This is a genomic window from Pseudomonas sp. GM18, assembly GCF_000282195.1.
Classification (GTDB): Bacteria; Pseudomonadota; Gammaproteobacteria; order Pseudomonadales; family Pseudomonadaceae; genus Aquipseudomonas.
In genome coordinates this window covers 1-14,511 of record NZ_AKJT01000081.1, presented here as the reverse complement: position 1 = coordinate 14,511, position 14,511 = coordinate 1, and the positions used below count along the sequence as shown (strand labels likewise).

Here is a 14,511-nt window from a genome sequence, read left to right as displayed (position 1 = left end):
GCTTCGCAGCCGAACGCAGCCTCGCAGGCTCGACAGCTGCTACAGGCCGAACGCTGCGTTCGGCAGCTGCTACAAAAAATGCGTCACGTGAACAGCATTACACCAAGAGGGATATGTAACGGACACAAAAAACGCCAGGCCGGATCGGCGTTGGCGTTTCTTGTGAAGACAACCATCCTGGACTCGGCACTACTTGCCGACTGAGTCATAACGGGATGAGTGTAAGGAAAATGGCAGGGGCGGCTGGATTCGAACCAACGCATGGCAGGATCAAAACCTGCTGCCTTACCGCTTGGCGACGCCCCTGTAGCTGTTGCGATGAGTGCCTGGCACTCTCTTTCTGAATGTGCAGCTTGCGAGCAATATCGAGCTGCTGCGTCCTTACGATGCAAGCCCCGTAAGGGCCTCTGCAAGAACGGGCGGAAATTTATCAGCTTTTGTTTCGTCCGGGAAGACCAAAACCAAATATTTTTGTTTTAAAACAGACGCTTGCTGTTGATCCTGGAGGGTGCCATGGCAGCTGTTAGCGATACGCTGAAGCTGTTTCTCACCGGCGACATCATGACCGCCCGTGGCATCGACGCAGTGCTGCCGCACCCTGGCGATCCGCGGCTTTACGAAGACTACGTCAAGAAAGCCGGCGATTACGTCCGCCTGGCAGAACGGCTCAATGGCCCGATTCCCCACCCGGTCGATTTCGCCTATATCTGGGGCGTTGCGCTGGATGAGTTCGAACTTCGCCAGCCACACGCACGCATCATCAACCTGGAAACGGCGGTGTCCCGCCGCGGACGACCGGAGCCAAAGGGCATCAATTACCGCATGAGCCCGGAGAACTTCCCGGCCATCAGCGCCGCCGGCATCGACTGCTGCGTGCTGTCCAACAACCATGTGCTGGACTGGGGCGCACCTGGCCTGGTCGATACGTTGGCCACCCTGGCGAACAACAGCATGTGCAGTGCCGGCGCCGGGCACAACCGGCAATCCGCCGAAGCGCCCGCCGTGCTGGCGCAGCCTGACGGGCGGCGCTTGCTGGTGTTTGGCCTCGGTGCCCCCGACAGCGGCATTCCATCTGAGTGGACCGCCACGGATAGCCGCGCGGGCGTCGCGCGGCTGGAAGATCTGTCGATGCAAAGCCTGCGCCCTGTGGCCGAGCGGATTCTCAAGTACAAAAAACCGGGGGATCGGGTGGTGGCCTCCATTCATTGGGGCGGCAACTGGGGGTTCGAGATCCCGCGCGAGCAAGTCCGGTTCGCCCATGCCCTGATCGATGAGGCCGGAGTTGACGTGGTGCACGGCCATTCCTCGCACCACATCAAAGGCATCGAGGTGTACCGCGAACGCCTGATCCTCTATGGCTGCGGCGATCTGCTGAACGATTACGAAGGCATCGGGGGCCACACAACCTATCGCGGCGACCTGGGGCTTTTGTACTTTGCCTCGCTGGCCCCGGATGGGTGCCTGCAGATGCTGGAGCTGATACCCACTCGCCTGCTTCGATTTCGCCTCTGTCGCGCCGAAGGGGATGACCGTCAATGGCTGCACGACACCCTTTCTCGCGAATGCAAACGTTTGGGCAGCGGCCTCCAGCCAGGCACGCAAAATGCCTTCGAGTTGCGTTGGTAGGCTTTTTCATTTCTGCGTCGCTTTTGCATTTTTGTGCGACAGATCGCACTTAAGGTACTCCCGTACCACTCCCTCTTGGTGATAGTTTGAAAAAGTTTCTGACTAATCAATCAGATATTTCCTACCAACCACCTGCAAAGGAATGCCCCCAGCAATGGATTTCTCACTCAAGCACCTGGCCGCGACAACCCTGATGCTGGCCAGCCTTTCGTCGTTCACCACGTCAGCGCATGCCAACATCACCCCGCAACAGAGCGCGACCATCCTCAAGACCTTCAGCGATGCATCGGTAACGGATTTCAGGCAGTTCCTGGGAAGCCTGGCCAAGAGCGAGCTTGCCAAAACCGGCAACCTCGGCCCGGCAATCAGTGCTTTCCAGGGCAACAAGCCCCTTTCCGCTGAACAGCAGAACGAGATCCATCGCCTGCTCGGCCTCTATGCACGGTTGAAGTACGGCAACGCTGCCACCGAGACCCTGCGCGAACTGGTGGCCATTCCGACCTTCCGCGTGGAAGGCGTGGCCCAGCACGAGAACCCTGAATTCATCAAGATCGCCGACAAGCTCAAGGGCCTTGCCCAGGCCTTCGACCTGAACTTTCGCAACATCGACAACCGCGTCTATGAAATCTCCCTCGAAGGCGCTGGCGACGAAGTCGTGGGCATTCATGCGCACGCCGATGTGGTGCCCGTGACGCCGGAGAACTGGGTCCTGAAAGACGGCACCCGCCTCGATCCGTTCAAGGTCACCCTGGTCGGCGACCGCATGTATGGCCGAGGCACCGAGGATGACAAGAACGGCATCGTGGTCGCGCTCTACGCCATGAAGATCATCAAGGAGGAGAAGCTGCCGCTGGCTCGCCATTTCAAGCTGCTGGTAGATACCACCGAGGAAACCACCGGCGACGCCATCCCCTACTACTTCGAACACAACCCGACACCCAACTACAACCTGGCGCTGGATGGCGGCTACCCGGTGGTGATTGCCGAGAAAGGCTACGGCACCGTCATGGCGAACTTTGCCCGGCGTAACGCTCAGGGCAAGGGCGCTGAAATCACCTCAATGACGGGCGGCCTGGCCACCAACCAGATTCCGTCGACGTCGGTCGCCACCCTTGTGACTGACAAGCCCGCCGATTTGGCCACCAGCCTGCAGAAGGCCGGCACCGATTATGCCAAGCGCAATGGCGGCAACTTCGACGTGACTGCCAAAGTCGTCGGCAAGGACGTCAAGCTCACGGTCACCGGGGTTTCCGCCCACTCCTCCGAGCCTGAGTCCGGCATCAACCCGGTGGCACGGATGCTGGGCTTTATCAACAGCCTCGACGGCAAGGTCGTGCTCAAGCACAACCACATTACCGACGCCGCCCGTTATGCCGTCGACAACTGGGGGCTGGACTACCTGGGGGGCAAGTTGGGGGTCGGTTTTTCCGATGCCTTCATGGGCCCGCTGACCACCTCCCTGACTTATGTCGGGATGGATGAAAAAGCCTTCAAGCTCGCGGTTAACCTGCGCGTGCCGAAGGGCAAGTCCCCGGAAACGCTCAAGGCCGAAATCGCCGAAAAGCTGGGTGCATGGAGCAAGAAGACTCACATTGCAGTGGCCTTCGACTACTCGATCGCCGAGCCGATGTACCGCAACCCCGAGGGTGAATGGGTCAAGGCGCTGTTGGCGGTGGCCAGCGAAAACCTTGGCATGGAACACAAGTTCGGTACCTCTGCCGGCGCCACCTCGGTCCATGAACTGCCCAACGGCGTGCAGTTCGGCCTGGCCAGACCCGAGCTCAAGTACACCGGCCACAACGACAACGAGTTCAAGACCGTCGACCAGTTCCTGCTGGACCTGCAGATCGTGACCGAGATGATGGGTCGCATCGGGCAGTTGCCGAAGCTCTGATCTCCCCCCCATTCGGACCCGCCATTCTGGCGGGTCCATCGTTTTGATCGTCTTGCCATGAACCGGCAGCTCTCGCATAACTGGCCTATTCTGAATCAGCCGACCAGGCGTCATACCCTTCCGGCATACCGGACTCTTACAGCAATGGAGGCTAGGCGATGAAGGAGCAATCGATTGAGTTCCGCGCGGGAGATGGGGACTTTGGAGAGGAGCACTCTGCGCTCCTCGCCATGACCCAGCCCCCCCAATCTTCCACGACCAATAGTCGCATCGAGCTTTACACCCAGGAGCCGATGGTCAACTGGCTAGGCCCGTTTCAGCTCATGCGCACGGGCTTGCAATCGGCCGCGGCCACCACCATGGGTGCCTTCGCGGACCCACGCGATGTGCTGGCCATGCTCAATCCCCGGGACTCCAACCCGCCCATCCAGGTGGCTGCCGACGGTGACGTGTGGATCGACTATCTGGCGGATACCGGCGATGGCTGGGACTCCACCTATTCCATGGCGCTGTGCGTCAGCCAGGATGTCAAGTTGCCAGAGCTCACGCTGCCGCGCGGCGACGTGCTGCTGCTTGGCGGCGATCAGGTCTACCCCACACCGGCCCAATCCGGCTACCGCACCCGCTTCCTTGATCCCTTCCGCGCCGCCTTCTCCGCGCCGGTCCCCAAGGTGCGCCCGAATGAGCAGGACCAGCCCGTGCCGCAGCCGGGTGCACCGTGGATGGTGGCGACGCCCGGCAACCACGATTGGTATGACGGCCTGCGCGGTTTCTCGCAACTGTTTTGCGAGCAGAAGCCCATTGGCGGCTGGGAAACCCGTCAGCGCACCAGTTACTACGTGCTGCAATTACCCAATGGCTGGTGGATCTGGGGCCTGGACCTGCAATTGGAGTCGTTGATCGACCGACAGCAGAAACAGTACTTCGAAGAGATGCGCGCCAAACTGCAGCCAGGCGACCGCGTGATCCTCTGTACACCCGAGCCGAGTTGGGTGGACGAAGCCGAACGACTCGCACGCGTGGGGAGCAAGACCCTGCCCTCGATCGAGACCCAGACCCTGCGTTTCAGCAGCCTGCGCGAGATCGAGCAGCTCTTGGGTGACCACTTGGCGGTGGTCCTGGCCGGAGACTCGCACCACTACGCGCGCTACCAGCCAAAAGCCGGCAGCCAGGCACCGCAACGCATCACCTGTGGAGGCGGTGGCGCCTTCCTGCATGGCACTCATCAACTTCCAGATCCGCCCGAGCCGATCAACGTCGGCGGAACCCGGCAACACTACGAGCTGGCGGCAACCTACCCGGACAAAAAAACCTCCGAACAGCTGCGTAATCGGGCATGGCGGCTACCCACCCACAACCTCTCGTTCTGCGGCATGCTGGCCATTTTGTACTTGCTGTTCGACTGGATGGTAGAAAGCGCCAGCAAGATGCCCCACCCGGCGCGCGATAACCGCAGCCTGATCGAGGTATTGTCCGGCCTCGAAGCATCTATTCCCAACCTGCGCGAGGTATGGCGACAACTGGTCCTCGTCCTGGCACACAGTCCTTCCTCAGTGATGCTCGCCGTAACCATTGTGCTGGGCTGCGCAGTGCTCTCAGCCGCCGGGGTCAAGCGCACCCGAAAGCTTGCCTATGGCGTCGGGGCCGTTCACGGGTTGCTTCACCTGGGACTGGCGATCGGGCTGCTGTGGCTCATGGGCCGTGTCAACATCCACTACTTGCAGTTCGAGGTAGAAAGCCTGCTCCAGGTCTTGTTGTTCCTGGTGGGGACATTGGTGCTCGGCGGTAGCTTGGGAGGCCTGCTGTTCGGTGCCTGGATGGTCATGGGCAATACCTTTTGGGGACTACATAGCGAGGTGGTTTTTTCCTCGCAACGTATCGCCGACCACAAATGTTTCCTGCGCATGCACTTCAACGGCGACCAACTCACCCTCTACCCGCTCAAGCTGGAGAAGGTCTGCCGGCGCTGGTCCGTGGCGTCGGGAGTCGCCAAACTGGCGAAGGTGCAGCGCACCTGGAGGTTGCGGGCAACACCTGAAAGCACTGGCCCGCGCTTTGTGCCAGCCTCGGGCGAGCTCGACCTGCGGCTGATCGAGCCGCCTATCGTGATTCGGCGTGGAGGAAGCAGCTCATGAGTTCACTTACCCCCGAATCATATTGATGCGTGCTGAGTGATTTAACCACTTAGGGTCGCCCCCAGACCCGGCCGCCCGAGCTGACTCAAATTCAGCTCGGCGCGTGGGCGGGTAAAGCCCGGGCAGCCTTGAACTCCGGCGTCATATCCTCATACACAAACGGAATATGTGCGCCGCTTTTTAGCGTCCTCATCCCGTTTCCTCTCCCATGTAGGCCGAAACTCCCATCCCGTTTGGGAGTATCGGCCAATGTGCAATCTCCGGCGCTTCGTCATAGTTACAGAGGTCAACGGTCAGGCCTCAATGACCGTAATTGCTCAGGAGAACGTCATGACTATTCGCGAGCAAAACTCATCGCTGACGAGCGATCCGACCTCCCTCAACTTAACGTCGATTACGGCCAACGCTCTGAGCGTGGTGACCGGCGCGAACGTTACGCTGGACGAAACGGCCGGGCTGCAGAACGCCACCGCCACGCCAAGCCCCGCGGGAGACGCTGACGATAACGATATCCTGGTGGCGTCCCTGCCCTCGGCTTTCTCTACCCGTTTGACCGCACTGGGTGCAGGTACCGCAACGGGCGCGGCCTTGAGTGGCTATACCGGCGCCGTGGGCAACACCGGCAGCAATGCATTCACCCTCACCGACCCGTCCGGCGTTACCGATATCCGCTTCGTCGACAGCGCTGGAGCACCGCTCAACGGCCTGGATAGTGGACTGGATACCCTCGATGGCACCAGCATCCTTCTCTATACCGATACGAACGACAACAACATCGTTGTGGGCCGCGCCGGGGGCCCAGCCGGCGCGATCGTGTTCGCTGGCTATATCGAAGAAACCGGATCGCCGGTCTCGGGCGGCAAGATCTGGACCGTGGAGTACCAACCGCTCAAGCATCCAGATATAACGAACCCCGATGATTCTCTCAATCTACTGAATAAGGTGTTCATCGGAGTCACTCAGGACCTTGGATTCAGTCTGGCCGGTGCGCCTTCCGGCCAGAACCTCTTTCTGATGTTCACGAAAGAGAACCCGACCGTTGTCGATGATGGTGGTGTCATGCGGATCACCGATCCCACCATAATCGCCACCGGCAAGGATCCCGCAGACCAGTCAAGTGGCGCCAACATAAACACTGGCGACACGATCAATACCAGCCAGGGCGGTGGATCGACCACCATCGGCACCAACAACCAGATGATTACGGAACAGGAAGGCATCCGCTTTTCATTCGTCACCGGTGCCAGGCAGGATGTGACTGTTCCTAACCTTAGCCAGACCGAAGCCGATGTTGAATCCAACATCGACTTTACCAGCGTCTACAATACGACGTCGGCCAATTTCGACGTCGTGCAGTTGCAAAGTGGCAAGAGCGCTGTAGTAAAAGTCAGCGCATTCAGCACCGCGGCTGAACCTGGCGCGAATTTCATCAACGGCTATGCGAATGATGCGCCGGTTGCCATCACCAATGTTCAAGTCATCAACAATAGCACCGGGCTGGTGATCGAGAACTCAGACGGTTCGGTGAATGATCCGACCATTAACATCAGCATTGTGGGTGGGGTTGCAACCATCACCGGCGTTTTGGCCGGCTACCAGATTGAATACACCACAACGTCGAATCACAACCGCGTGCTGATCGAGAACGGGGCAGCCATCGACGCCAGGGGTAATGACCACGCCGACTTTGATATCGGCGGCTTCACGCTGCGCCAAGCCTCTACTGCGACCGCCGAAATCGGCTCCAAGATGATCTTCGAGGACGATGGGCCCAGCATCAGCACCACCGGCACCGAGCCCACGCTGACGGTCGACGAAACGGTGCTGGCCACCAACGACACCCAGAGCTTCGCGGCAAACTTCACCTCGGCGTTTGGCGCCGATGGTGCGGGTACGCTGACCTATGCGCTGGGCGTGGTCGCGGGCGGCTCCGGGCTGACGGATACGGCCACCGGTGAAGCGGTCAACCTGTCGCTCAACGGCACAGTGGTGGAAGGTCGAACGGCCACCACCAACCTGCTGGTGTTCACGGTCAGCGTCGCCGCTAACGGCGACGTCACCCTCGACCAGATCCGCGCCGTGGTGCATCCCGACGCCACCAATCCCGATGACTCAACGAGTCTGACCTCGGACAATCTGGTGACCCTGACGGCAACCAAAACCGACAAAGATGGCGACAGCGCCCAAGCGACGCTGAACATCGGGCAGAATCTGGTGTTCAAGGACGACGGACCGAGCATCAGCACCACCGGCACGGAGCCAACGCTGACGGTCGATGAAACAGTGCTGGCCACCAACGACACCCAGAACTTTGCGGCGAACTTCACCTCGGCGTTTGGCGCCGACGGTGCGGGTACGCTGACCTATGCGCTGGGCGTGGTGGCGGGCGGCTCCGGGCTGACGGATACGGCCACCGGTGAAGCCGTCAACCTGTCACTCAACGGTGCAGTGGTCGAAGGCCGCACGGCCACCACCAACCTGCTGGTGTTCACGGTCAGCGTCGCCGCTAACGGCGACGTCACCCTCGACCAGCAACGGGCCGTGGTGCATCCCGACCCAACCAATCCGGATGATTCGACGAGCCTGACCTCGGACAATCTGGTGACCCTGACCGCGACCAAGACCGACAAGGACGGTGACAGCGCCCAGGCGACCCTCAACATCGGGCAAAACCTGGTGTTCAAGGATGACGGACCGAGCATCAGCACCACTGGCACGGAACCAACACTGACGGTCGACGAAACGGTGCTGGCCACCAACGACACCCAGAGCTTCGCGGCTAACTTCACCTCGGCGTTCGGCGCCGACGGTGCGGGCACGCTGACCTACGCACTGGGCGTGGTAGCGGGCGGCTCCGGGCTGACGGATACGGCGACCGGTGAGGCAGTCAATCTGTCGCTCAACGGCACAGTAGTCGAAGGCCGCACAGCCACTACCAACCTGCTGGTGTTCACGGTCAGCGTCGCCGCCAATGGTGACGTCACCCTCGACCAGCAACGGGCCGTGGTGCATCCCGACCCGACCAATCCGGATGATTCGACGAGCCTGACCTCGGACGATCTGGTAACCCTGACCGCAACCAAAACCGACAAGGATGGCGATAGCGCCCATGCGACGCTCAACATCGGGCAGAACCTGGTGTTCAAGGATGACGGGCCGAGCATCAGCACCACCGGCACCGAGCCAACACTGACGGTCGACGAAACGGTGCTGGCCACCAACGACACCCAGAGCTTCGCAGCGAACTTCAGCTCGGCGTTTGGCGCCGACGGTGCAGGCACGCTGACCTATGCGCTGGGTGTGGTGGCGGGTGCCTCCGGGCTGACGGACACGGCCACCGGTGAAGCAGTCAACCTGTCGCTCAACGGCGCCGTGGTCGAAGGCCGTACAGCCACCACCAACCTGCTGGTGTTCACGGTCAGCGTCGCCGCCAACGGTGACGTCACCCTTGACCAACAACGGGCCGTAGTGCATCCCGATCCAACCAATCCGGATGATTCGACAAGTCTGTCGGCGGACAACCTGGTGACCCTGACCGCAACCATCACCGACAAGGATGGCGACAGCGCTCATGCCACGCTGAACATTGGACAGAACCTGGTATTCAAGGATGACGGCCCCAGCATCAGCACCACCGGCACCGAACCGACCCTGACGGTCGACGAAACGGTGCTGGCGACCAACGATACCCAGAGCTTTACCGCTAACTTCACCTCGGCGTTTGGCGCCGACGGTGCGGGCACGCTGACCTATGCGCTGGGCGTGGTGGCGGGAGGCTCCGGGCTGACGGATACGGCCACCGGTGAGGCAGTCAACCTGTCGCTCAACGGTGCAGTGGTCGAAGGCCGCACAGCCACGACCAACCTGCTGGTGTTCACCGTCAGCGTCGCCGCCAATGGCGACGTCACCCTCGACCAACAACGGGCCGTGGTGCATCCCGATCCAACCAATCCGGATGATTCGAAGACGCTGACCTCGGACAATCTGGTGACCCTGACGGCAACCATCACCGACAAGGATGGCGACAGCGCCCATGCCACGCTCAACATCGGCCAGAACCTGGTGTTCAAGGACGATGGGCCAAGCATCAGCACTACCGGTACGGAACCGACCCTGACGGTCGACGAAACGGTGCTGGCGACCAACGACACCCAGAGCTTCGCGGCCAACTTCACCTCGGCGTTTGGCGCTGACGGTGCGGGTACGCTGACCTATGCGCTGGGCGTGGTGGCGGGAGGCTCCGGGCTGACGGATACGGCCACCGGTGAGGCAGTCAACCTGTCACTCAACGGCGCCGTGGTCGAAGGCCGCACAGCCACGACCAACCTGCTGGTGTTCACCGTCAGCGTCGCCGCTAATGGCGATGTCACCCTTGACCAACAACGGGCCGTAGTGCATCCAGATCCAAACAATCCGGATGATTCGACGAGTCTGTCGGCGGACAACCTGGTGACCCTGACCGCAACCATCACCGACAAGGATGGCGACAGTGCCCATGCGACGCTCAACATCGGGCAGAACCTGGTATTCAAGGATGACGGACCCAGCATCAGCACTACCGGCACGGAGCCAACGCTGACGGTCGATGAAACGGTGCTGGCGACCAACGACACCGAGAGCTTCGCGGCTAACTTCACCTCGGCGTTTGGCGCTGACGGTGCGGGTACGCTGACCTATGCGCTGGGCGTGGTGGCCGGTGCCTCCGGGCTGACGGACACAGCCACCGGTGAGGCCGTCAACCTGTCGCTCAACGGCGGTGTGGTGCAAGGCCGCACGGCCACCACCAACCTGCTGGTGTTCACCGTCAGTGTGGCCGCTAATGGCGACGTCACCCTTGACCAACAACGGGCCGTAGTGCATCCAGATCCAAACAATCCGGATGATTCGACGAGTCTGTCGGCGGACAATCTGGTGACCCTGACGGCGACCAAGACCGACAAGGATGGCGACAGCGCCCATGCCACCCTCAACATCGGGCAAAACCTGGTGTTCGAGGACGATGGTCCATCACTCGCGTTTGGCAACCTGATCGGAACCGGCAGCATCCTTCCACAACAAGGATACTGGGATCATTCAACCGGAGCCGACGGACTGGGTGCAACCGGTCTGGATATTTCGTTGGTGAATAACCAATTCACCCTCGTCAGGCCAGACAACACGACCACGACCGGGACCGGTACGCTCACCGAGCAATCACCCTCACCGGACGTCAACGGCGCGTTCCACTTCGCAGGGACTCTGACCGGCGATTTCGACAACAACGCCGCCACCGCGAATACCACCGTTGACTACACGCTGACCGCCTTTGCCGATGGCACCTATGCCCTGGACCTGGTGCAAGGCTTCAGTTCCGAGATCGTGCTCAGCAGTGCCGACGGCTCGCTCAGTGCCGGCGGCCCGGATCCGGTGCGCACCTTGTTAATCCCGCCGCAGAATCCGCCGACTATTCCTTCGCCATCTGAGGAGATTGTGTTCTTTTCCGCGAAGGCAACGGCGTCGACTGCGGACATCCTGACCGGTATCGGGCTTGGAGCCCCCGACCCCACCGAAGCCCAGCTACAGACCAACCCCCTGCCGTCGTACATCGACCCCAGGGCCATGAACGTCAGCACGGCCGGCATCGGTATCGCCAATAACCTGTTCCAGGGAGACAACCTGGCGGCCATCAGCAATGCCGATGAAAGTTTCGTGATCAACCCGGAAAGCCTGCTGACGAGCATGAAGGTCTTCATCGACAACTCCGTGGGGGGGTACAACACGGCGACCGAGGACCTGTACTACAGGGCCTACTATGACGATGGCACGTTCTCGAACCTGATCGAGGTGAACTCCCTGACGCCGGAGGCTGGCGGACAGGTGTCCTTCCTTATTCAGCAGCAGGGCACGAAGCTGATCGACGCTGTTCAGCTCACGATGGGCCGAGGCGAGATCAAGATCCCGGTCATCCAGTTCACTCATGAGACCGAGAGCCTGGCCAGCGATGTCAAGCTGGCGTTCAACGCGACGCTGACGGACAAGGATGGCGACTCGGCGACGAGTACGTTCGACGCCAACCTGTTCGCCAACGACTTGGGCACCACCTTCGACTTCACGCTGGTGGGCACAAGCGGTGAGCGGGATGCCTTCAACGTCGACTTGTCATTCACCCAGAACAAGTACCAGGTCACCGGCTTCGATGCGAACGCAGGGCTGCGAGACACGCTGGTGCTCAATGGCGACCAGAGCGCCGTTGTCCAGTCGATCGACAATAGCGGCGCGGACAGCATCGTGACGGTAGCCGAAACGGGCGGACAAATCACGACCATCACCTTGGTTGGGGTCGATCTGCTGAGTAGTGACATTGTTCATGGCAGCGCCTGAGGCAGCGCGTGCGTGAAAGGATGCGAGGGTGGTGGAAACCACCCTCGCATTTTTTTGCAGTTCTGATATGAGCTCCGCACTGATCGTAAACGGCATGTCCCAAACGGAATATGCGGCGCCGCGCTTTCGCGTCCTCATCCCGTTTCCCCCTCCCAAGTAGTCTGAAACTCCCACCCCGTCTGGGAGTATCGGTCGATGCGCAGTACCCCGGCACCTTGCCATAGTTGCGCGAAGATCAACGGTCCAACGGTCAGGCCTCGATGACCGCAACTACCCAGGAAAAGTCATGACTATTAGCACTCTGAGCGTCGTGTCCACCGGCGTGGACGTTACGCTGGACGAAACGACCGGGTTGCAGAACGCCACCGCCACGCCAGGCGCTGCGGAAGACGCTAACGACAACGACACGGCGACACCCCTGCCCTCGGCCTTCTCTACCCGTTTGACCGCCCTTGGGGCAGGTACCGCAATGGATGCGGCCTTGAGTGGTTATACCGGTGCCGTGGGCAACGCCGGCAGCGATGCGTTCACCATCAGCGGCGCAACAAGCGCTACCGATGTCAGCTTCGTCGGCAGCAATGGCGCGCCACTCAATGGCGTGGACAGCGGACTGGATACCCTCGATGGCACCAGCATCCTTCTCTATACCGATACGGTGAACAACAATATCCTTGTGGGCCGAGCTGGGGCAGGTGGCGCGATCGTGTTCGCTGCCTATATTGAAGAAACCGGATCGCCAGTCACGGGCGGCAAAATCTGGACCGTGGAGTACCAACCGCTCAGCAATCCAGACGCTACGAACCCCGATGATCCGGTCGATCTGACGGATAAGGTTTTCATCGGAGCCAGTCAGAACCTGGAGTTCAGCCTCCAGAATGCGCCTTCCGGTCAGAACCTCTTTCTGATGTTCACGACAGCGACCCCGGCAACTGAAACGGTCAATGGTGTCGTGCGGATCACGGATCCCGCCATCATTGCCACTGGCAAGCTACCGGCGAATCAGTCCGGGGTTGACCCCAACAGCACGGCCGACGACATCAATATAACGACTGGCGACACGATCAATACCAGCCAGGCGGGCGGGCCGACCACCTTCGGCACCAACAACCAGATGATTACGGAACAGGAAGGCATTCGTTTTTCGTTCGTCTCGGGTGCCAGGCAGAATGTGACCATTCCCAACCTGGATCAGAATGAAGCCGATCTTGAGTCCAACATCGATTTTACCGGCGTCGTCAATGTGAAGACGGTCAGTTTCGACGTCGTGCAGTTGCAAAGCGGCAAGAGTGCTGTCGTAAAAATCAGCGCATTCAGCACCGCCGTTGAATCTGGCACGCAATTCATCGACGGATATGCGAATGATACGAAGGTTGACATCGTCAGTGTTCGCGTCATCAACCTCAGCACCGGGCAAGTGATCGAGAATTCAAACGGACCGGAGAATGATCCGGCCATTACCATCAGCTTTGCGGCCGGGGTTGCAACCCTCACCGGCATTAAAGCCGGCTATCAGATTGAATACACCACAACGCTGGATCACAACCGAGTGCTCATCGAGAACGGGGCGGCCCTCGACGCCAAGGGCAATACCCACGCCGATTTTGATATCGACGGCCTTCACCTGCTCCAAGCCTCTATTACGAAAGCCGAAGTCGGCTCCCAGATGATCTTCGAAGACGACGGGCCGGCAGCGGCCGGGACCGCCGTAACGGGTACCGTCGACGAGGACGGCCTGACCAATGGCATTGCCGGTGGTGTGGGCGACGTGGCTGGCGAGGCGACCACGGCCACCGGCAGCGTGACCGGCATCTTCCAGTCAGGCGTCGACACGCCGCTGACCTATGCCTTGTCGAGTGACACCAGCGGCTTGGCGGCGCTGAGCTCGGGTGGAGTGGCGCTGGTGTACAGCGTCTTGGGTAACACGCTCACCGCCAAGGCCGGTACGACCGACGTGTTCACCTTCAGCCTCACCGCAGCGGGTGCCTACACCTTTACGCTGCTCAAGCCGCTGGATCACGCGGCAGGCAACGACGAGAACGACATCACCATCAACCTGGGCTCGCTGCTGCAAGCCACCGACAAGGACGGTGACACGGTGACGGCCGCGGCCGAGAAGTTGGTCATTACCGTCGACGACGACACGCCGACGGCGACCGGGACCGCCGTGACGGGTACCGTTGACGAGGACGGCCTGGCCAATGGCATTGCCGGTGGTGTGGGCGACGTGGCTGGCGAGGCGACCACGGCCACCGGCAGCGTGACTGGCATCTTCCAGTCCGGCGCCGATACGCCGCTGACCTATGCCTTGTCGAGTGACACCAGCGGCTTGCCGGCGCTGAGCTCTGGCGGGGTGGCGCTTGTATACAGCGTCGTGGGCAACACGCTCACCGCCACGGCCGGCGCGACCGACGTGTTTACCTTCAGCCTCACCGCAGCGGGTGCCTACACCTTCACGCTGCTCAAGCCGCTGGATCACGCGGCAGGCAACAACGAGAA

General features: G+C 60.8%; 6 protein-coding genes and 1 tRNA gene. 6 read left to right on the top strand and 1 reads right to left on the bottom strand.

The features are described 5' to 3' along the window. Window positions 1-204, top strand: a 204-nt coding sequence (locus tag PMI21_RS29925; RefSeq protein WP_238541231.1) for a hypothetical protein, incomplete at its 5' end; no start/stop codon positions are given. A 27-nt stretch (window positions 205-231) separates the two neighbouring features. Here PMI21_RS29925 and PMI21_RS07775 read toward each other — a convergent pair. Continuing rightward, a tRNA-Gln gene (locus PMI21_RS07775) sits at window positions 232-306 on the bottom strand. 207 nt (window positions 307-513) lie between these two features. Here PMI21_RS07775 and PMI21_RS07780 point away from each other — a divergent pair. The 5 genes from PMI21_RS07780 to PMI21_RS07800 form a co-directional block, all read left to right on the top strand. After that, on the top strand, window positions 514-1,626 hold the full coding sequence (locus tag PMI21_RS07780) for a CapA family protein (protein ID WP_007940270.1): 1,113 nt from the start codon (window positions 514-516) through the stop codon (window positions 1,624-1,626). A gap of 154 nt (window positions 1,627-1,780) precedes the next feature. After that, entirely contained in the window at window positions 1,781-3,520 is a 1,740-nt protein-coding gene (locus tag PMI21_RS07785; protein WP_007940269.1) for a dipeptidase, read from the top strand. Window positions 3,521-3,678: 158 nt separating this feature from the next. Next, window positions 3,679-5,655 (top strand): metallophosphoesterase, encoded by a 1,977-nt coding sequence (locus tag PMI21_RS07790; RefSeq protein ID WP_007940268.1) that lies wholly within the window; start codon window positions 3,679-3,681, stop codon window positions 5,653-5,655. A 330-nt stretch (window positions 5,656-5,985) separates the two neighbouring features. Further along, the gene (locus PMI21_RS07795; protein ID WP_238541229.1) at window positions 5,986-12,015 is read left to right on the top strand and encodes a DUF5801 repeats-in-toxin domain-containing protein; all 6,030 of its coding nucleotides are present in this window, start codon (window positions 5,986-5,988) and stop codon (window positions 12,013-12,015) included. A 286-nt stretch (window positions 12,016-12,301) separates the two neighbouring features. Next, on the top strand, window positions 12,302-14,511 hold a 2,210-nt coding region (locus PMI21_RS07800; protein ID WP_007940266.1), incomplete at its 3' end, for a T1SS-143 repeat domain-containing protein.

Excerpts from the sequence above, each read along its gene's own strand:
- PMI21_RS07795 (WP_238541229.1), top strand. The coding sequence starts at position 5,986 with ATGACTATTCGCGAGCAAAACTCATCGCTGACGAGCGATCCGACCTCC.
- PMI21_RS07790 (WP_007940268.1), top strand. The coding sequence starts at position 3,679 with ATGAAGGAGCAATCGATTGAGTTCCGCGCGGGAGATGGGGACTTTGGA.
- PMI21_RS07780 (WP_007940270.1), top strand. The coding sequence starts at position 514 with ATGGCAGCTGTTAGCGATACGCTGAAGCTGTTTCTCACCGGCGACATC.
- PMI21_RS07785 (WP_007940269.1), top strand. The coding sequence starts at position 1,781 with ATGGATTTCTCACTCAAGCACCTGGCCGCGACAACCCTGATGCTGGCC.